The sequence below is a fragment of the Streptomyces racemochromogenes genome, from assembly GCF_044129415.1.
Lineage (GTDB): Bacteria > Actinomycetota > Actinomycetes > Streptomycetales > Streptomycetaceae > Streptomyces > Streptomyces racemochromogenes_A.
The window spans coordinates 80401-99192 of record NZ_JBBDHD010000007.1 but is presented as its reverse complement, the minus strand read 5'-3'; the positions used below and the strand labels follow the sequence as shown (position 1 = coordinate 99192).

Sequence of the window (18792 nt, the reverse complement as noted above, 5' to 3'; positions counted from 1 at the left end):
GGAAGGCCGCATGGTCGAGGAGGACGTGGAGCGCTCCTACTTCCGCGCCCTGTTCTCGGTCCCGGCACAGCAGGGCCGGCACGGGTGGCGGTCGGCGGGGCTGGGCGGCCGCGGCCGCTCAGGGCTGCGTGGCGTCGAACGGCAGGGCGCGGTGGAAGACGACCATGGCCTGGTCGGGACCGTTGTAGTCATCGACGGTCTTCGCGTCGAATCCGAGGCGGCGATGGAATGCGATCGAGCCGGTGTTGCCGAGTGACGTGATCGCCTTCAGTCGCAGCGCGCCGTGACGATGGGCGGCGTCAGCGAACGCCGCATACAGACGGCGCCCGAGACCGGTGCCGCGGGCGTCGTCCCGAGTGGCGATCAGGTGTACGTACCCGGTGCCGGTCGGGGTGACGAACCCGATGACGTACCCGTGGATTCCGTCCTCGGCACGGGCGACCAGACAGGTTTCGCCGAACTCCTGCACCAGCGCCGGAAGGTGGAGGGACCGAAGGTCGCGTTCGCCCCAGTATCGGTGGTGGTCGGCGAGGACCTGGTGGATGTCGGCCATCCCGGCCGATGTGATCTGTGTGTGCATGACACGGATCATGGCAGGCACGTCACCCGTTTGAGGAGCGGAAGTTCCGGTCGGCTCGTGACATGACAAAGGCCGCACTGCGATGCATCCGCGTCGAGCATCGACAGTTCAAGGCGACGCATCAGGGCACCGTGATCCACAATCTGAGATCACCTTGACGACAGACCCTGGGGCCGAAATGGCGTTTACGGCACTACACCCGGAGGCCGGCCGACTCGACGTCTCGCAGCCTGACCTGGGTGGCGGACTGGCCTGGTCCGACGTCTACCGCGTCCGGCCCCGACCGGGGTTGACCTGCCCCGAGTGCGGATGGGGCGTCCACGCCAAGCACACCCCGCGGCCCCGGCGGCTGCGCATGTTCGCCCATGACGCCGGGCGCCCGCCGGAATGCACGATGGCCGAGGAGTCGTGGGAACACCACATGCTGAAGCTGGAGATGGCCTCGGCCATCCGCGCCGCGGGCTGGCACGCCGACCTCGAAGTGTCAGCCCAGGACGGAACATGGCGTGCGGACGTGATGGCGACATCGCCGGACGGTGTGCGGCGGATGGCCTGGGAGGCTCAGCTCTCCCCGATCACGGTGGAGGACATTCATGCGCGAACGGCTCGCTACCGCGCCTGCGGCATCGACGTCTGCTGGGTCTCGCCACATCCACGGCCCCCCATGTGGATGGGTGAGGTCCCGTCCATACGGGTTCGTCCGCCGCTGGATGACCATCCTGGCTGTTGGTCCGTCGAGGACGGGCTGGCAGGGTTCAACCCGGTGGCCGGCCAGTGGGAGTTCCAGGTGGCGCCGCTCCCCCGTTTCGTGGCGTGGGTCCTGCGGGGTGCCGTCATCACGGACCGGGTCCTGCCCGGCTACCGCCGGGTGTCGCGGATCGTCGAGGGCGAGTACGAGTCCTGCGTCCGCGACATGTGGTGGACCTCCCGGAGGTCGGCACGCGCGCAGGTGGAGTACGAGCGGCTGAGGCCGCAGCGGGAAGCGGCGGCGCAGGCTCGTGAGGCGGAGCGGCAGAGGCGGGCGGCAGAGGCCGCGCGCAGGCGGGAGGAGAGGGCGGCCGCGAACCGTCGTCTCCGGGCGGAGGCTGCCGCGCGCGGGCGAAGGACCCGTGAGGCGCAGGCCGAGCGAGAACGGGCGACACGGCGGGCGGCGGCGGAGCAGCGCCGCGCTGTCGAGGAGCAGCGGCGCATCCGTGATGAGGCCGAGCTGGCCCGTCGGGCGGTGCTGGAGCAGAAGGCGGTGGGGATCGCGGCCGCATGGTGGGCCCGCCTGTCACCGGGGCAAGTGGAGGAGCTCTTCGCCGCCGTCCGTGAGGAGGCCGAGGAGGACGGGGTGGTACTGAGCAACCCCAACGCCCGTGCCGGGGTTCCGGCCTTCGCCTACGGCGTGCCCGTTCACGGCGGCGGGCTGTACGGCGTGGTTCGCCCGTGCCCCGACCTCGCCGTCCTCTCGCCGCAGCTGGTTTTCCAACGGATCTTCGTCCGCAACCTTGATGAAGCACAGGAACTGGTCAATGCCGGGATTCCGCCATGGCGGATCAGAGACCTCGGTTTTCCCGAGCACCAGTAGGCGGTGCAGCGCCGTATCGCCACCATGCGGATCGGGAGCGGGGAGGCGCGGGCAGGTTCCGATCACGGTGTCGGGACCGACCGCGCTGCACGGGACGGGGGCCGGCCGGACGCCAACTCCCCGCCGGCTTCTTCGAGGGCGTCCGGGCCCCGTGCCCGCCGGGCACCCCGTGCAAGGGCGGACGGTACGGCGCACGACCCGGCTCGGCCGGCCGCCGGTGGCCCGACCGTGGCCCGGCCGGCGAGAAGGCGTTTCCGCTCCAGGAGCACAAGGCCGGCCCCCGCCACCACCAGCGCGCGCCGGGGCCCACGCCCGTCCTCACGCCCCCGCGGGGTGCAGGACGGCAGGCCACAGCCGTTCCTCCAGCGGGGTCCTGCGGTGGCGGACTGCGGCGTCGCGGAGGCCGGCCATCGCTGCGTCGCGGTACGGGCTGGTTTCCAGTGCGCGGGCGGCGTCGGCGCGTACGTCCTCCTCGCGGCGGCGGGCGGCGGCCGTGTCGAGGGCCTTCTGGAGCATCGCCTGGGGGCCGTCGGCCAGGCCTCTGATCAGCCGCAGCCAGTCCTCGCGGTCGGCGGTCGAGGCCAGCCGGGTCAGCGGCTTCTGCCACTTCCAGCCCAGGCGGGTGACGTGGTGGGGGTCGGTCAGACCCGAGCCTGCCGTCCGGCGGGCCACCTCCAGCGCCACCTCGACGGCCCGACCGGGCTCGCAGGCGCAGAGGCGCTCGGTCAGGAAACCGGCCCCCGAGTCGTGGATCGCCGCCGTGTCGGTGGAGAGCCGGACCTGGTCGGCCACGGTGTCGATCGCCGCGGTGACCGCGTCGCCCGTGGCCAGGGGCGCGAAACGGCAGCGGAGGAGCGAGCGGAGGAGGGCCAGCTCCCCGGTCGAGGCGTCCGGGACGACCGCCGCGGCCAAGGCCCCGTCCAGTTCCTCCCAGCCGGGCTCGCCGCCGACGGCCGCGAGCGGGGAGACCTCGTGGCCGTTCCAGTGCCCCAGGACTTTGCACGCCGTCGGCCACTGCCCGCTGCGCACCTTCGCGGCCAGCCGGGCCTGCGCGGCGAGCGAGGGCCGGTCGGCGGCGCCCAGGCGGACCACGTCGCCCCACAGGCGCAGCGCCGCCAGCTTGGCGGTCGGGTCGGGACACGGGCCGGTGTTCCACAGGGCGGCACACCAGTCGGCCAGTTCCGGTCCGAAGCGGTCGAACAGGGCACGGGCCGGAGCGGCGGCCGGACCGGGCTGCTCCACCGTGCGCTTCGCGAGGGCGGCGAGCCAGGGGACGTCGGCCGTCGGCACCCGTCGGCGCAGCGCCTCCGGGACCAGCCGGTGGGCCTCGGCGGCGTGATCGGCGAGGGCCGCCTGGATCACCCCGTTCATCCGGTCGCGGTCGCGAGGGCCGTGGTACGGCCTTCCGCCCCGGAACTCCGGCCACTTGTTGCGGCCTCGGGCCAGCTGCTCGTGTCTGAGCCCCTCAAGGGTCCGCCAGCGTTCCAGGGCAACGACCGCTCTGAAGTGGCCTGAAGCCGCCAGCGGGACGAGGAGTTTGGCGGCGCCGTCGAGTGCCAGGAAGGTGTCGTCGATCCTGTCCTCCCCCCACTGGCCCCCCATCCGCCGCCAGGGCACGATGTCCGACAACCGGGCCGGCTCCAGCATGGACAGGCCGGTGACCGCGAACCGCAGGGCCGGGGACCCCGTACGGCGGCCCCGGTTGGCGCGCGGGTCGAAGACGCCGAGCCGGGCGGCGCACCAGGCGGCGGCCGCCCGTGTCCCGGGGTCGTCGGCGGGCTCGCGGAGCAGGGGCGGCAGCAGGAAGGCGGCGATGGTGTCGACGGTGTCCCGGCCCCGGCACAGCGCCACGGTCTCCTCCAGGAGCTCGGGCACTCCCTCGGCTGCCTCACGCAGCAGCGTACCGACCTGCCCCAGCACCGCCCTCAGCCGGGAGTGGGGGACGTCGAACGGGTTCTTCCCCTCCGCCGCCAGGTCACGGATCACCTCCCCGGGCGACGTGGCGGGCGTGGAGAGCGAGGCGGCGAACCAGTGGGCGTCCAGCGCCGCCTGGGCCCGCCTCCACTCCTCCACCGGCGTACGGGCCTCCCACGTACCGCCGCTCTCCTCCCTCTCGCCGTCGGTGTCGGCCGGGAGGGCCTTGTCGGTACCGAGCCCCTGGGCGATCCGGGCCGCGACCGGGAAGAGCGCGTCCCACTCCGGCTCGCCGGCTCGCCGGTGGATGACGGCCACGCAATGGAGGGCCTGGGCGCGCGAGCGATGCCGCTCGGCCAGCACGAGCAGGTCCCGCATGCGCTCGGCCGTCCACTCGCCGCGGTGCTCGGCGAGGGCGTCGATCAGCCTCACCGCCTGGTTGCCGTGGCTGCTCATGCTGTTGGAGTCCCGGTTGACCAGCCACGACCACAGGCAGTGTTCGCCCGCGCAGCCGGTCGGGGCGGCGTCGGCGTCCTGTGGGTCCGGCTCGCGCATCAGACAGCGCGCGTGGTCCGCGCACAGCTCACGCAGGAACGTCCAGACGACGCCCGCGGTCCTGCGGTCGAGCCGCCCGAACCTGCACAGCACGTCCAGTACGCGCCACCGCATGCGCGAGCTGTTCCTGAGGACGACGCCCAGGTCCTCGGCCACCCGCTCGGGGTTCATGTGCTCCCGTGTGGGCAGCAGGGCCAGCACCTCGCGCAGCATCGCCGGCGAGGCCTTCTCCCGCAGGTAGTCGTGGAACACGGCGCGGACGTCGCTGTACAGGTCGTCCGGGAGCAGCGCGCAGGCGCGCACGGCGATCACCTGGAGGTCGACGTCCTCGCTCCCGAGGAGTTCCGCGAGCAGCTTCTCCGCGTCGTCCCGTACCCGGCCGCTCGCGCGCATCCCCTGGACCAGGGCCTGTTCGGCGACCACCGCCCGCAGGAAATCGTCCGGATGCGCCGCCAGGTGCCGGCCCAGCGCCCCGTAGTACGACTGCTTCTTCTCCGCGGCCAGCCGCACCAGGCAGCGGCCCGCCGCGTACTCGAAGAGCGTCTGGTGGAAGAAGTGGACGCTGGAGCGGCGGTCGGCCGTCCCCGCGACCACGCTGCGCCGGTCGAGCTGCGTCAGCTGCTCCAGCGGATCGCCGTCGCCGGCCTCCGGGTTGGCCCCCGCCATGCGGCCGACCGCGTCCGCGACGGGCAGGGCCACCGCTCCGTCGTGCAGCATGAGGCGGGCCAGGGTCTGGGCGGGCCAGGACAGGTCCGGCGACTCCGGCACCGCGTGGCCGGCGGCTCCGTGACGGCCGTCCTCGCGGACGCGTCGCTCCCAGTAGCGCTCGTACAGCCCCGCCGCGTCGATTTCGGGCGCCGGCGACTGGGGCGCGTACACCTCGAAGAGCATGCGCAGCGTCAGTGGCCGGGCCACCACCTCGCGGATGGGCAGCCCGCGCACCGCGGCCTCCAGCAGGTCCGCCACCGCCTTCGCCCGGGCGGCGGGGGTGGCCGCGGGCAGGTAGTGGAGGCAGTACGTGGACAGGGCGCGCTCCAGCTCCTCGCCGCTGCGGAAGTCGCCCGTGTGGAAGACGACGTCGGACGGGGTCCTGCCCAGGAGGTCGTGGAGGGCGGCGCTGTCACGCGTACGGCAGGTCAGGGCGAGCGGTACGCCGCGCTCCTGGCAGAAGGCGACCGCCCGGCGCAGCACGCTGCGGCCGTCCGCGGCGTGCAGGAGCAGGTCCGCGGTATCGAGCAGTGCGATACGGCCGGTTTGCAGGCTGCGTTCGAAGGAGTCCAGCAGCTGTTCGCCCTCGCCCGGGGTGAGCAGTTGTTCGGCCCTCAGCAGGACCGGCCGCAGCTCCGCGCCCGCGCGGAGCTCGTCCGAGGGAGGGCCGGTGCGCGTCCCGGCGAGCGGGGCCGCCGCCCGACGGCCGTCGAGGAGGTCGGCCAGGTACCACAGCAGGCTCGACTTGCCGGTGCCCGCTTCGCCCAGCACCACCTGGACCGGCTGGCCCGGGCTGCCGGTCAGGGCCTGCTGCTGCAGGACGCGCGCCAGGCGCTCCTCGGTACCGCGGCGCACGTACACGTCCCGCAGCGATACGGGCGGGGCGTCCGCGGAGCCGTGGTCGAGGAGCAGCATGTCCTGACGGGCCCGCCCGCTGATCTCGTCGACCAGCTGCCGGTGCGCGCTGCCGCCGTCGCCCGCCCGTCGGGCGGCGAACTGCCACAGCCGCCGGGCGGCCTTCTCCAGCCCGAGGCGGAGCCCGGACGGCAGGACGTACTCCGGCTCACCGAGGCGCGCCAGTGCCTCCACGACCCGCTGCCGGTCCTGGGTGATCGGCCTTTCCAGGAAGAGGTCGGCGCGTAGCCGCTGGAACGTCGTCCAGTGGAACCTCGTGTACCGGTCGGGCGCCGTACTCACCCCGGCCCGCCGGTCCCGCTCCATCTGGCGGGCGATCCGCGCGTGGACGTGCCGCCACAGGGGGGAGTCCGCCGGCCGCTCGCGCGTCTCGCCGGAACGGGGCAGGGGGCGTCCGGACTGCCGTCGGTCCTCAAGGTCGTAGAGCAGGCACAGGGCCCGGTGCAGGTACGCCCGTACTGCCCGCGCGACATCCTCCTCGGCCGCCATCGGCCCCTCCCCACTGACGGATCGACAGGCGGCTCAGCGTAGGGCAACCGGCCCGGCCACGGAGCCGTCCCGGCCCGCCCCGCGGCGAACGAGACCTCGCGGGAGTCCTGCACGCATCGCCTTTGACCTGCGATTGCACATCCTCCGTACCGGATCTCCCGCGGGAGTTCGGGAGCACCACCGCACCGGACGACTCTGACTGCGCACGCCGGCAACCCCGGGGTGCGGGCCCGCACCTCACCCGTCTCAGAAACGGTGAGGTCACCACACCATGCACGATGTCCGTTCCCTCCTCGTCACCTTCATCGGCCACGCACTGCACACCGCGGGCGCCGTCCTCTCATGGCACCCGAGCCCCGAAGTCCACTTCGTGGGCCAGGTCGTCCACGACCTGGCATCGAGCGAAGCGGTGCGCCTGTGGGCACGCACGACCATCCGCGTGCACTGGACCCGCCTCACGGCCCGGCTGAGCCGCGGCGACAACCGGTAGCACCCGACCCCCATCCCCGGTCCCGTCCGCCGGTGGCACCGTGAGGTGCCGCCGGCGGACTACGCGGTCACCCCGCTAGAAGGGTTCGGCGGCCCGCAGGAGGTACGGCGGCAGGTAGGGGGACTCCACGCGGATGGCCCAGCCGCGGCGGCGGGCGTGGCAGGCCAGGGCGAGGACGTCAAGGTTGACGGAAACCGCGGGGCCGTCGGCTCGGTCGGCGACCTGGTAGTGGGCGCGGTGGGCTTCGAGCGCGTCGGCCAGGGCGAGGTTGAAGCTCTCCTCGTCGCCTTCCACGAGCTGCGACAGCAGCACGGCCGGCGGCATCGCGATGCCCCAGTCCTTGGCCTTCTCCGCCTCCTGCAGCGCCCGCTGTGCGGCCGCTTCGGGTTCGACGCCCGTCAGGTAGGCGTGGAGCGCTTCGCGGTAGGCGGTGAACGCAGATCCGTCCGCGCCGGCGAAGGTGGGACCGGTGAGGACCAGGGGAGCGAGGTCCTCGCGCACGCCGGTGGTCAGGGCGAAGGCGGCGGCCGTCTGCCAGTACCCGGCGCCGGCTTCCCTGCCCCGCTGGGCGGGGTAGCGCAGGGTGCGCCCGCCGATGGACACCTCGACCTCGGTGTCCGGCTCCGCCAGCGCGACGCGGAACAGGGCCGCCCCCATCTGGGAGGCCAGCCGAACCGTGGCGAGCTGGGCGTCCGCGGTGTCGCCGAGGTTTCCCGCCCGCCACTGGAACAAGCGCTGCTGGTCCTCCAGCACCCTGGCCAGTTGCCCGACAGCAAGGGGCTTGCCGTCGACGGCGGTGAAGGCTTCGCGGAGGTGCTCCTCGTACATGACCTCGATCCGCTGGATCCCATCCCGCTCGCAGGCCGGCCGTTCCACCACGAGCGGGCCCGCGGCGAGAGCGGCGACAGCGTCCGGCCGCCGGTTCCGGCCGAAGCCGGCGACCCGAGGTTCCCGCGACTCGAAGCCGGTGACCAGCGCGTGCGGGAGGTAGTCGCTGCTGACGGCCGGCGCCCAGCCCAGCGTGCGGTACGCGAGCGCGGCCAGCGCGATCGGGACGAGCGGGAGAAGGCTGCGCGGGGAGGTCGTCGAGCCGTGCAGGGCGGCGTGCCGGGTCAGGAGGCCGGCCAGTGCCGCATCGAAGGCGTCCCGGTCCTCGGCTGCCAGGGCGCGCAGGGCCTGGAGCGCCACGCCGTCCGGCCGGTCCAGGAGGGGTTCGCCGGTCTCCTGGGCGCGGGTGCGGATCCGCGCCAGGGCCGCGTCGACGGCGGCGAGCTTGGCCTGGGCGCTCGGCGGGTACTCCTCGTCCTCGTCGCCGATGTCGTCCAGGACGACGGCCATCAGCCCGGTGACGAGCTCGCCGACGGGGATTGCCTTCGTCCGCTCGGCGAACTTCTGGCGGGCGAAATGGAAGGCCTCGCCGTGCCACTTCGCCTTGTCCCGGAGCACCGACAGGCACAGTGCGTCGATCCACTCCGCCGGTGTGACGCTCTCCTCGGGGGCGTCGTCACCGGGGTGGTAGCTCATGCCGAAGTTCACGTAGTCCAGGAAGACGCTGAACGAGCAGTGCGGGTGGTACGCGGCGTAGGCGACCGCACCGGCCGCGGCTTCGGAGGCGTCCTTGAGGGCGGCCTCGGCCTCCGGGGTGTCGAGGCCGGGTGTGCCGACGGACACGGCGCCCAGGTAGTCGAGGAACTCCTCCGAGATCGACTGCCACTCGTACGTGGCCATCCGGCCGGCCTTCGACATGGAGTGCACCTGACGCCCGATGCGGTGCGTGAAGTCCTCACGCGCTGCCGACACGGCGGCCCCGCCCACCTGGTGACGCTCTATTCGCACTGTCCCGCTCCTTGATCGGATCTCTGCGACAGCCTAGGCGCGGGCTCTGACAGACCGGCGACGTGATCCCGACCCCCCTGCCGTGCCGGTAGGCGGGCACGAAGGACGTGGGAGCGCGAACTTGACGAAGCGGCAGCTCGTTCGGTCCTGCGGTCCCTGTACGGCCGTCGCGGCAGCTCCTCGCCGTCCAGCTGCCGCGGGCCGGGGCGAGCGCCCGCGACAGCGGGACGCCGTCGACCCAGCCGACCGCGAGCCACCGGCCACCGCCCCCAGGGCCGGCGTCGGGGCGCAGGGCCCCGGCCTCGGTGAGGCGCAGGAGGTCCTCGTCCACCTGGGCCATCTCGGCGGCCTTGTCCCGGCTCGCCTCGTCGGGGCCGTTCGCTTTCGTGGACGGACTTCGGCGACTCCGGGTGGGTGGGTGACGGCTCAGGCCAGGCCCGCGGCGATGGCGCGGCGGACGGCGTCCGCGCGGTCGCGGATCCCCGCCTTGGCGAACAGGTTGTTGATGTGCGTCTTGACCGTGGCCTCGCTGATGAAGAGCCGCTCGGCGATGCCCCGGTTGGGCAGGCCCTCGCCGATCAGCGCGAGGACTTCGCGTTCGCGCGGGGTGAGGTCCTCGGGCAGGGCACGCTCGGGCGGGGGCGCGTGGGTCCTGACGGTGGCGAGGAGGCGGTCCTGGACCTCGCGGTCGAGTACGGACTGGCCGGCGGCCGCGGCCCGGATCGCGCGGGTGATGTCCTGGCGTCCGGCGTTCTTGGTCAGGTAGCCGCGGGCGCCCGCGCCCAGCGCGCCGAGAATCGAGTCGTCGTCGGCGAAGGTCGTCAGGACCACCACCGCGACGTCCGGGTACTCACCGGCCAGCCGGCGGGTCGTCTCGATCCCGTCCATGACGGGCATCCTCAGATCCATCAGCACCACGTCCACCGGGCCGGCCGCGACCGCCGCCAGCACCTCGGTGCCGTTCGCCGCAGCCGCGACGACCTCGATACCCTCGGCCAGGGCGAGGACCGCGGCGAGGGGCTCACGGACGGCGGCCTGGTCGTCGGCGACGACCACCTTCAACTGCTTCTCCTGTGCCACCGCTTCGGTCATTGCGGGATCACTGCCTCCACTTGCCAGTCGCCCAGGTGCGGGCCCTCCGTGACCGGGCCCGCGGTCAGCGTTCCCCCGAGCAAGGCTACGCGTTCGCGCATGCCGATCAGACCCATCCCGCTGCCCGCGCCCGGGACCGCCGGGCGGGTGGCGGGGCGGTTGCGGATCCTCAGCACGGTCGACTCCGGGGTGAACGCCAGCTCCATGGAGACGGCTCCTCCGGGAGCGTGCCGGGCCGCGTTGGTCAGGGCCTCCTGGGCAATCCTCAGCAGGCTCTGGACCGCCTGGGCGGGCACGTCGCGCACCGTCCCGGTGACGGTGAGGACGTCCCGGTGGCCTGAGGAGGCGAGCATCGAGGCCAGGGTCTCCCGCAGCGGCAGCGCGTCCTCACGCAGGGCGTGGACGGTCCACTGTGCTTGCTTCAGGCTCTCCTTGACGAGGCTGTGTGCCTTGGCGTGGGCCTCGCGCACCTTCTCCAGGTCCCCGGTGTCGATCAGCGCGTCGGCCAGCTCCAGCTGCATGTTGATCCCGGCGAGGGAATGCGCCAGGACGTCGTGGACGTCCCGGGCGATCCGGCCGCGTTCGGTGAGCACGGCGGTGAGCGCCTCGGCGCGGGCGGCGCGTTCGGCCGACTCCGCCGCGTCGATCGCAGCCCGTACGGCCTGCCGCTGGCTGCGGTTGACGATGCCGATCAGGACCGGGGCGCCGGTGGCGAGGCCGAACACCCAGGGCAGCGCCTCGTGCCCCGGTCCCAGGCGGAAGTACAGCACGGCACCGCAGAGCAGGCTGCAGAATCCCGCCAAGACGAGGGCCTGTCTGGTCTCCAGCCGGTATCCGATGTGGCCGGCGAGGAAGAAGGCGAAGAGGTAGCCCGTTCCGCTGCTGCTGAGGCCGATCAGGGCGGCCGCCGCGACGACCCCGAGCGTCAGCCAGCCGAGGGCGATGCGCGGCGGGACCTTGTGTTCGGGCAGCCGGCGGGCCAGCAGCGCGGCGGAGTTGACCACGAACAGGGCTGCCACGGCCAGGCCCCGGCCGGTCGGCCCCATGGGCCGGATCGTCAGGAGGCCCGCGACGACGACCGCGAGGGAGATCACCCACTGCACGCGCACGTCGTGCCCCGGCACGGGGCGCGCGCCCGCACTCCGGGCGGCGTCGTCGCCGGGGTGCGGGGCGCTCTGGTCTGCGGGCACAGGCCGAAGATACGGCACGGTCAGACCGTGGTGCCGAGCACGGGGTGGGTGGCGGCCTTCGCCATGGCCCGGCTGCGGACGTAGATCGTGGCCACCCGGGTGACGACCTCGGTGAGCGCCATCAGCACGAAGGCCGTGACCCACGCCTGCTGGCTGGTGATGTGGTGGGCCAGGCTGAACCGGGCGACGTCGTCGGCGCCGCCGCCGTGTTCCACCCAGGTCTGGAAGCCCATCCGGGCCCCCATCCCGGCGATCCAGAGGACCGCCGACACGGCGCCCGCCTTGATCAGGAGAGCTCCGTCGAGGCTGCGGATCCGGGTGTAGACGCCGCCGGCGATGCCGAGCACGGCGCCCACGGCCGTCAGGGCGCCGATCAGGACGAGGTCGTTGCCGTCGGTGGGGACGGAGTCCAGGTACGAGTACCCCACGAAGGCCACGATCGCCAGCGGGAGCAGGAAGGTCTTCTGGTCCAGACGGCCCTCCCGCAGCTGCCGGAAGACGATCAGGACGAGGGCGATGTCGGTGATCCACTCGGTTGCTGTCATGCCCTCCAGACTGCTGCGGAGCCGCCTTCCGCACCTGGACCCGCGGGTGGAGAAGAAGGTGGAGATCCGGACCGGGCGCCGTCAGCGCCGCGCCCCTCCCGCGGTGGGGACGGCGTCGCCGCGCAGGACCGCGCCGAGGCTGCTCTTGGGCAGTCGGTGCCTGCCGTCGTGGGTCTTGCCGGCGCGCCGTTGCAGTTCGGCGAGGGAGGGTTGGCCGTCGCGTTCCCTGAGGTGCGCCATCGGCGGCGCAGCTCCCCCACAGTCTCGGTGACCTTGGGGTGGGAGAGGGCCTGGACGACCTGGTCGGCCAGGCCCTCGAACTCTCCGGCCCGTCGGCGGCGGGTGTGTTCTGCGGCGCGGGCAGCCTTCCGCACGCGTCGTCCCTCGGCGGGGTCGCCCTGGCAGGCGCGGGTGAAAGCCTCGACGACTTGCAGCGTGGGTACGGTTGCCCGGCCGCTGTCCGGAGAGGCGAAAGCCCAGCTGAGGGGTGCAACGCGGGCCGCGTTGCAGTCAGCGGCCAGGGGTGTGCGGCCGCAGACGGGGCGGAGCCAGGCCGACGAGGATCCGGGTCAGAACCCCTGGCGCACCTGGAAGACGCCGCTGCCCCAGTACACGGACGGCTCGTCGGCTCCGCTCGGCCAGTCGCTCTGCAGATGGCGGCGGCCGTGTCCGAGGGCTCCGACCCGGTGTGGGCTCAACCGCCCCGCTATCAGGTCGTCCGCTTCGGCGTCCGTGATCGGCAGAAGGGTCCGGTACTGTGCGTCCTGTGAGGCGACCCAGTCAACGTACTCGGTGAAGACGCTCGCGAAGGCCTGCGAACAGAGGCCGCAGCGCCGGACAGAGACGATGAAATGCGAGTCGTCCCGAATCATCCTGTCGACCCGGACCCCGTTGTGGCTCTGATGGTGCGCCTGCGCCACCAGGGCGTCTTCGGCGCAGCAAGCCGCGCACCCGAAACCTGCGTGGTCACTTCCATACTGCGAACCCACGGATCCCCCCCGCCCAAGCCATCCCTGATCAACCGTCACCCTAGCAACCCACCGGCGAATGCCGTCCAAGGAGACCCTGAGCCGGCTGCCGTAGCGCCCCGACCACGCACGGGGCAGGCCCCCATCTGCGCAGGTCAGTGGCTGTTGTCGTTCCGGACGTGAGACTGCGTTCTCGCTGTCGGCCGGAGCGTTGCGGACCAGCGCGAGGAGGGTCGCCCTCCGCTGCCCATTCAGCGAATCCTGCGGCAGCCACCGTGGCCGCGGCGAACAGCTGGCACCGGCAGGCACCGACGAAGACGGCAGCTTCGGCATGAACGAACTACGACTCACACCTCTCGGCCGGGACAGCGCCGACCGGATCCGTGAGTGGCGCCTGCTGACCGGCGATGAGGCCCTGTCCCCGGTCGTGATGGGCCCCGCGCGGCACGAGCGCCAACGGCCAGGGCAGCAACCGTCTCCATACAGGGGGCCTGGCCGGAGCCAGGCCAGGCTGCGGGGGAGGGCGGCGCCGAGGGCTCCGGCTACCGCAACGACGTCCGCCGGTTCGCACTCGCCGGGCACAGGGCGGGCTGTGGTGCGGTCATCCGGGACCCGGGTACCCCGGGAGTTTCGCCAGGGAGACCTACCGGAAGGTGAAAGCGATCATGGGGTAGGTCGACGACTTGGAGGGGCCGACCGCAGTGACCGTCGTAGGCAGTGAGGCCGGCGGCGACGCGCCGGGGTGTCTGCGGGGCGATCACCCCGCCTCCAGTGCGCCTGCCAGGATCACGTCAGCTGCTCTTTGTGGCCGAAAGGGTGGCTGGTTCACCTACTGGGCGAAAAGGGCGTTCTTCCCTCTCAATGGAGGAGTTGGTGTCCGAGGGCAGCAGGGGAGGCTGGGGAGATCGTGTCCGACCACAGCGGCAAGGTCACAGAAGAGCAGGTGCGCGAGCGGGCCGCCCAGATCCGGGAGCGGCTCAAGCGTTGGGAGTACCTCACGGGTTTCGACGTGGCGGCAGCGATGGACGTGGAGGCGGCGGCGCGGCGTGCGTTGCAGGCCCGGGCCAGGCCGAAGCGGTCCGCGGAGGACCTGCTGAAGGTGTTCCGGCCCGAGTGGGAGAAGGAAGCGGCGCAACAACAGCTGACCGGTGAGGCCTTGACCGCTTTCAGGCGGCAGGTCCTGGACTCGGACGTCCCGCAGGTCTTCTGCGACACGGACGGCCTGTTCAACCTGCGGTATCACATCCACCTCAACAAAGCCGCCGTCGAGGCGATCTCCTGGAACACGGAGGTCGTCCTTGAGGCGCTGGAGTGGGCCGCGGTGGGCGTCCCGATGATCGATGAGCTGCTCTCCCCGCTCGAAGCCTTCATCAGGGCCGAAGTCACGGCGATCCAGGCGACCGGCCGCGCCAACAGCAACGGTCAGGCCCAGCTCGTGGGGGTGTATCCCATCCCGATCCCGATCGTGGAGTCCGACGACGACGACTGGGACACCGCGGGCAAAGTCGGGGACATCATCCACCACATGGGCGGGTAGACGGCACAAAGTGCTGACGGCCGCCTGCCCCTGCGCGGGCGGCCTCCAGCCTCGGCCACGTCGATCACCCCCGGGCGGCGGGCGTTCTCCTGACTGCTGCGCACGGCGTCCGCGGCGCCCAGGTGCGGGGGCAGCAACCGGAACCGGCACCCGCACTCCAGGCACCCGAACACTGGACATGCCTGCGGTACGGCCGGAGCAGAACCGGGAAGAATCCGATCACCCTCGGAACTCGTGCTAGAGGCCGATGTCGTATCGGCCGGTCTCGTGGAGCCAGGCCAGGTGCCCGGCGATCTGGTCCTCCAGCCCGCGCAGGTAGCGGGCGATCACCTCGCGGCCGCGCCCGCGCAGGCCCGCGGCGAGTTCGGCGAACCGGGCCGTGTCGCGCTCGACCTCGGCGGCGGTGATGTCGATTCCCTCCTGGACGGTGTGGCCGTGGTGGTGAGCGAGGACCATGGGCAGGTTGGCAATGTGGTTGCGGGCGACGTCGCGGGCGCAGCCGTAGACGTCATTGGTCAGGCCGATGATGCGGATCGCCAGATCGGTTGCCTCCCGGACCTCCGGGTCGAGCAGGAGGGCCGTCGGCATCTCGAAGCCCTGGGCGACCTCCGTGAGGACGAAGTGGTGGTGCAGGTGGGCGATCAGGTGCCGGATACGCCGGTACTCGGCCACCGGCGGGACGACCCGATGCTCGGCATAGACGGCGTCGGCGACGGCTCCGACGCTGTAGTGGAGCATCCCCTTGCGGATGCGCAGGACCTGCTGCGGCGTCGCCGCGTGTTCGATCCGCTGGAACAGATCGCGGTACGCCCACTCGATGGGGGCGTCGTGCGGCACCGGCGCGAACGGGTCCTCGGCGATGCTCTCGCAGGCCAGCAGGTGCTCCGAGAGGTCGGTGGTGCGGCCTGCGAGGCCCAGCCCCTCGGTGTAGCGGTCGTCCTGCACGGTGGCCCAGATACAGAACTGCGTCGCGATCAGCACCCGTTCCGTGTCGCCTTCGGGAATCATCCACGCGTAGGTGCGCCCGAGCGTGGAGTGGCGCAGGTACTCCTCGTCCGCGTCCGTGCCGATGATGCCGAAGTCGCGCAGCCACGCGAGCGTGCGCTCCTCCAGCTCGGCGGCGTCCGGGTGGAGCCGGGCGGGCACCGTGAACGTGATCCGGGGGATCACCAGCCGGGCGGCGATCGCGCTTGCGGCCGGGTTCCCGGCCTGTGCCCGGCCTGGCTGCCCGGGGTTCATGCGCCGTCTCCTTCTTCGCCGTTCACGCCGTCGTGGAGCCCGGCCGTGAGCCGGACGGCCCGGTGCGCGCGTTCGAGTGGCTCGGAGCAGAACGTCCGGGCCGGTCCTGGTGACAGGGCGGCGAGGTAGGCGTCGGCGCCGGCCAGTTCCCGGCGCGCGTAGGCGATCATGTCAGCGGTGCGCCAGCCGTCGGGCCAGAAGTCCACGTGCCGGGCGGTGTCCTCGTCCCGGTCGATCAGGATGTTGACGCTCTGGAGCGCTCGTCCGTAGGCGACGCCCAGGGTCCGGTTCACGCGGGTGCCGTCGTGCCAGGCCCACAGGTCGGACAGCATCAGTACGAGCGTGCCGGACACCGCGTAGGTGTACCGGTCGAGGTCGGTGGCGGTCCTGACCACGAAGCCGGCTTCGGCCCACTGGGCCATGCGTTCCGCCATGGTGGCGAACGTCTCGTACACGCGGGGCCCGATGTCCGGGGAAGGAAGCGCCGTCCACTCCGCGATCCGCAGGGTCACCGCCGGGAGGACGGCCCTGTGGTTCCGGAAGAGATCGTCGAAGTCGTCCGCGGTGAACCGGGTCTGCAGCAGCCGGCCGACGCCGCGCAGCAACAGGGACTTGTCCGCGGTGCCCAGCGACGGGTGGTCCTCGATCTCGTCGACCCCCCGCATGAGCAGGTAGGCGCAGGAGACCGCTTCGTCCAACCCCGGTGGCATGCTCGTCACCGGCTCGTACCACGTAGTGCTGTACTCGCGCACCACAGCGTGCGCGTCATCGAGCAGGGTCATGTCGGACGCCTACCAGGACCAGGATTCAGCCTCGGGCTCATCCTGCATCGTCGGTCAGCACGCGGCCGGACACAAGGGGCCGAGCACCACTGCACGAGGTCGGCGGGCATGGCCTCGACGGCCCCCGGACGCGCCTCTGCGGCAGCGGACGGCGGCCCGTCCGCGGCCCGCCTGCCCGCCGCGTGCTTCCCGTGACCGTGTGCCGCGGGCTCCGCGTCGCCGGGTGTCAGACGCGGATGTACCAGCCGCGTGCCACGAGGAGCCGCGCGAGCGGCACGTAGAACAGGGACAGCCACAGCACCGCCCACACCGCACTCGCCAGCGGCGCCGGCATCCACGGGGCAAGAACAACCCGGGCCCCCGCGCTCCAGGCTGTCCACTCCTGGCCGTGGTGGTGGACCGGGATGTAATCCAGCGTGCAGACGACGAGCTCGGACAGGACGTAGAAGAACAGCGGGTTGCGGCCGAGGGCCACGAGTGTGTCTTCGCCGGGCCTGATGCGGTGCCCGGCCCACAGCCCGCCGTCGAAGGCCGCCAGGACCACGCCGAAGCCCGCGGTCAGGAGCCCGATGGTCACCAGGGCGTACGAGGGGGTCCACAGTTGCTTGCCGATCGGGATGGCCATGCCCAGCGCGAGGCCGGCGCCGGTGCAGGTACCGCCGACGGCGATCAACAGGGAGGCCCGCTTGCGGACGCCGTCGGGCGTCGCGTAGCACTGCTTGTTCCGGACGACGTCGATGCCGATGACGAGCCCGGCCCAGCAGTTGGCCACGGCCACCAGCGTGGAGACGATGCCTTCGGGGTCGAAGGGGCGACCCTCGAAGTTGTGCCCGGCACCCCAGGTGCTCGTGTCGACGTAGGCCTGGAACGAGCAGTCCCGCGCCAGCGCGGAGGCGTCGGCGCAGGCGGGCCAGGGGTTGTGGAAGGTGTAGGTGGCTACGGTCCAGACGGTGACGCACACGAGCGGGAACCCGCCCAGCAGCAGTGTCCTGGCCAGGAGGCGGAGGGCACGCGGCCGGACGGGGGCTGGGGCCGGGGACCTGCCTGGGCGGGCCGGGGGGCCGCTGGGGGGCGCCATCGACCAGGCGCACGTGATGTACAGCAGTGAGACCATCAGGTAGACCGCGGCGAGGCGTTGGAGCACCCCGACGAAGCGCAGGTGTTCCAGTTCCTCGGGGAGGAAGGGGTACGCGCCCAGGAACATGCCGATGGCGTACAGCAGGACGGCTCGGCGTGCGGCGCGCAGCAGGTGGGGTCTTCTGGCCGCCGTGTCGGGGCCGCCTGCGGCCGGCGAGCGGAGGAGGGCGGACATGGACACCGGCACGGCCATGCCCATCATGAACAGGAACCCCGGAAACACCAGGTCGGCGAGGGTCAGTCCGAAGCCGTCCGCGTGCAGTACGGCCGGGGCGGCGATCTCGGCGACCTGGCTGCCGATGAAGAGGCGCAGGGCGACGACGGCACCCCGGGTGCCGTCCAGTGCGCGCAGGCGCCGGCGGCCGGGTGGGGTCCGCGTCTCCTTCGCCGCCGGTTCGTTCGCGCCCGGCCGCGCCGGCGCAAGGGCCGTGACGGCGTCAGGCGCGGCGCCGCCGGGAGCTCCGCCGGGCCGCGTCATCGGCGCAGGGCTTCGGGCGCTTGGGCCCGGATGGTGGCGGCTTTGGTGATGAAGTAGTACGTCTCGTCCTCGATGGCGGTCCGGGTCTGCTCGCCGATGTAGAGGTCGAGGTGTCTGGCGGTGTCGCAGCCGATGCTGCACAGGTCGTCGACGCGCCAGTGGGCGGCCTTCACCCGCGTGCAGGTCTCGCCGGGCACGCCCGGGCCGCAGTCGGTGACGCGGATCCGGGTACCGGGTGAGAGGTGGTTGGCGGCGACGGACTGCCAGGGCACGAGGGGGTTGTCGTGGGAGCCGACCGGTGGGCGGCCGGTCGCGAAGTAGCAGTGGCGGTCGAAGTCCCAGCCGAGGTAGTCGCCGCGTGCCGTCTTGCCGAAGCCCTCCATGCCGACGCGTTCCAGGTAGTCGGTGGGGAAGGCGTCCGGCAGGTTCTGGCCGGGGCATACCTGGCGGCGGATGCTGCGCTGTGGGCCGTGGTAGTACGCCTCGCTGGGGGTGAAGTAGACGGTGAGGGTGTAGCCGCCCTGGGGAGCGGTGTCTCCCGGCGGCATGTCGATGGTGTTCAGCCGGTGGTGCAGCCGCAGGCCGAGGTAGCCGAGAACCGCCGGGATGAGCAGGCCGGCCAGGACGACGAAGAGCCGGCGTACCGAGGTGGGGCGCGGTCGGCGGCCCGGCGGTGCGGGCGTCGCAGGCGGGGTGGTCATCGGGGGCGCGGTCATGGACGGATCCGCTCCGTGCGGTGTGCGGGGCAGGGCGGTAGGCGTGCCGGT

At 72.4% G+C, this 18792-nt stretch carries 15 protein-coding genes; 3 read left to right on the top strand and 12 right to left on the bottom strand.

Annotated features, from left to right (window positions below):
- Window positions 1–118 precede the first annotated feature (118 nt).
- Window positions 119–592: a GNAT family N-acetyltransferase gene (locus WDV06_RS04705; protein ID WP_395508350.1), complete on the bottom strand. Its 474-nt coding sequence runs from the start codon at window positions 590–592 to the stop codon at window positions 119–121.
- Window positions 593–758: 166 nt separating this feature from the next.
- Between WDV06_RS04705 and WDV06_RS04700 the strand changes: the two genes are divergently transcribed.
- The gene (locus WDV06_RS04700) at window positions 759–2150 is read left to right on the top strand and encodes a competence protein CoiA family protein (protein ID WP_395508327.1); all 1392 of its coding nucleotides are present in this window, start codon (window positions 759–761) and stop codon (window positions 2148–2150) included.
- Between the two features lie 318 nt (window positions 2151–2468).
- On the opposite strand, the gene WDV06_RS04695 is transcribed toward WDV06_RS04700, so the two are convergent.
- Window positions 2469–6731 (bottom strand): hypothetical protein, encoded by a 4263-nt coding sequence (locus tag WDV06_RS04695; protein WP_395508326.1) that lies wholly within the window; start codon window positions 6729–6731, stop codon window positions 2469–2471.
- Window positions 6732–7002: 271 nt separating this feature from the next.
- On the opposite strand from WDV06_RS04695, the gene WDV06_RS04690 reads away from it, so the two are divergent.
- Complete coding sequence (locus tag WDV06_RS04690) at window positions 7003–7221, top strand: hypothetical protein (RefSeq protein WP_395508325.1); 219 nt, start codon at window positions 7003–7005, stop codon at window positions 7219–7221.
- Window positions 7222–7296: 75 nt separating this feature from the next.
- Here WDV06_RS04690 and WDV06_RS04685 read toward each other — a convergent pair whose 3' ends face one another.
- From WDV06_RS04685 to WDV06_RS04660, 6 genes are all read right to left on the bottom strand, one after another.
- Window positions 7297–9036, bottom strand: coding sequence for an immunity 49 family protein (locus tag WDV06_RS04685; RefSeq protein ID WP_395508349.1), 1740 nt, complete (start codon window positions 9034–9036; stop codon window positions 7297–7299).
- 447 nt (window positions 9037–9483) lie between these two features.
- Complete coding sequence (locus WDV06_RS04680) at window positions 9484–10149, bottom strand: response regulator transcription factor (protein ID WP_395508324.1); 666 nt, start codon at window positions 10147–10149, stop codon at window positions 9484–9486.
- Window positions 10146–11357, bottom strand: coding sequence for a sensor histidine kinase (locus WDV06_RS04675; protein ID WP_395508323.1), 1212 nt, complete (start codon window positions 11355–11357; stop codon window positions 10146–10148). The genes WDV06_RS04680 and WDV06_RS04675 overlap by 4 nt, the downstream gene beginning before the upstream one ends.
- 2 nt (window positions 11358–11359) lie before the next feature.
- A complete protein-coding gene (locus tag WDV06_RS04670; RefSeq protein ID WP_395508322.1) occupies window positions 11360–11884 on the bottom strand; it encodes a hypothetical protein in 525 nt (174 codons plus the stop codon).
- 81 nt (window positions 11885–11965) lie between these two features.
- The gene (locus tag WDV06_RS04665; protein WP_395508321.1) at window positions 11966–12124 is read right to left on the bottom strand and encodes a hypothetical protein; all 159 of its coding nucleotides are present in this window, start codon (window positions 12122–12124) and stop codon (window positions 11966–11968) included.
- Window positions 12125–12453: 329 nt separating this feature from the next.
- Window positions 12454–12804 (bottom strand): hypothetical protein, encoded by a 351-nt coding sequence (locus tag WDV06_RS04660; protein ID WP_395508320.1) that lies wholly within the window; start codon window positions 12802–12804, stop codon window positions 12454–12456.
- A 955-nt stretch (window positions 12805–13759) separates the two neighbouring features.
- Between WDV06_RS04660 and WDV06_RS04655 the strand changes: the two genes are divergently transcribed.
- Window positions 13760–14389 (top strand): hypothetical protein, encoded by a 630-nt coding sequence (locus tag WDV06_RS04655; protein WP_395508319.1) that lies wholly within the window; start codon window positions 13760–13762, stop codon window positions 14387–14389.
- Window positions 14390–14626: 237 nt separating this feature from the next.
- Here WDV06_RS04655 and WDV06_RS04650 read toward each other — a convergent pair whose 3' ends face one another.
- The 4 genes from WDV06_RS04650 to WDV06_RS04635 form a co-directional block, all read right to left on the bottom strand.
- Complete coding sequence (locus WDV06_RS04650) at window positions 14627–15628, bottom strand: terpene synthase family protein (RefSeq protein ID WP_395508318.1); 1002 nt, start codon at window positions 15626–15628, stop codon at window positions 14627–14629.
- Window positions 15625–16410 (bottom strand): squalene/phytoene synthase family protein, encoded by a 786-nt coding sequence (locus tag WDV06_RS04645; protein ID WP_395508317.1) that lies wholly within the window; start codon window positions 16408–16410, stop codon window positions 15625–15627. Before WDV06_RS04645 ends, WDV06_RS04650 begins: the two co-directional genes overlap by 4 nt.
- A 226-nt stretch (window positions 16411–16636) precedes the next feature.
- Window positions 16637–18025 (bottom strand): hypothetical protein, encoded by a 1389-nt coding sequence (locus WDV06_RS04640; protein WP_395508316.1) that lies wholly within the window; start codon window positions 18023–18025, stop codon window positions 16637–16639.
- On the bottom strand, window positions 18022–18741 hold the full coding sequence (locus WDV06_RS04635) for a hypothetical protein (protein ID WP_395508315.1): 720 nt from the start codon (window positions 18739–18741) through the stop codon (window positions 18022–18024). The genes WDV06_RS04640 and WDV06_RS04635 overlap by 4 nt, the downstream gene beginning before the upstream one ends.
- Window positions 18742–18792: the final 51 nt, after the last annotated feature.

What these genes read in the sequence shown, in the direction of transcription:
- WDV06_RS04700 (WP_395508327.1), top strand. Translation starts at nt 759, where the DNA reads ATGGCGTTTACGGCACTACACCCGGAGGCCGGCCGACTCGACGTCTCG.
- WDV06_RS04635 (WP_395508315.1), bottom strand. Translation starts at nt 18,741, where the DNA reads ATGACCGCGCCCCCGATGACCACCCCGCCTGCGACGCCCGCACCGCCG.
- WDV06_RS04705 (WP_395508350.1), bottom strand. Translation starts at nt 592, where the DNA reads ATGATCCGTGTCATGCACACACAGATCACATCGGCCGGGATGGCCGAC.
- WDV06_RS04670 (WP_395508322.1), bottom strand. Translation starts at nt 11,884, where the DNA reads ATGACAGCAACCGAGTGGATCACCGACATCGCCCTCGTCCTGATCGTC.
- WDV06_RS04645 (WP_395508317.1), bottom strand. Translation starts at nt 16,410, where the DNA reads ATGACCCTGCTCGATGACGCGCACGCTGTGGTGCGCGAGTACAGCACT.
- WDV06_RS04640 (WP_395508316.1), bottom strand. Translation starts at nt 18,025, where the DNA reads ATGACGCGGCCCGGCGGAGCTCCCGGCGGCGCCGCGCCTGACGCCGTC.
- WDV06_RS04665 (WP_395508321.1), bottom strand. Translation starts at nt 12,124, where the DNA reads ATGGCGCACCTCAGGGAACGCGACGGCCAACCCTCCCTCGCCGAACTG.
- WDV06_RS04690 (WP_395508325.1), top strand. Translation starts at nt 7,003, where the DNA reads ATGCACGATGTCCGTTCCCTCCTCGTCACCTTCATCGGCCACGCACTG.
- WDV06_RS04695 (WP_395508326.1), bottom strand. Translation starts at nt 6,731, where the DNA reads ATGGCGGCCGAGGAGGATGTCGCGCGGGCAGTACGGGCGTACCTGCAC.
- WDV06_RS04680 (WP_395508324.1), bottom strand. Translation starts at nt 10,149, where the DNA reads ATGACCGAAGCGGTGGCACAGGAGAAGCAGTTGAAGGTGGTCGTCGCC.
- WDV06_RS04650 (WP_395508318.1), bottom strand. Translation starts at nt 15,628, where the DNA reads ATGAACCCCGGGCAGCCAGGCCGGGCACAGGCCGGGAACCCGGCCGCA.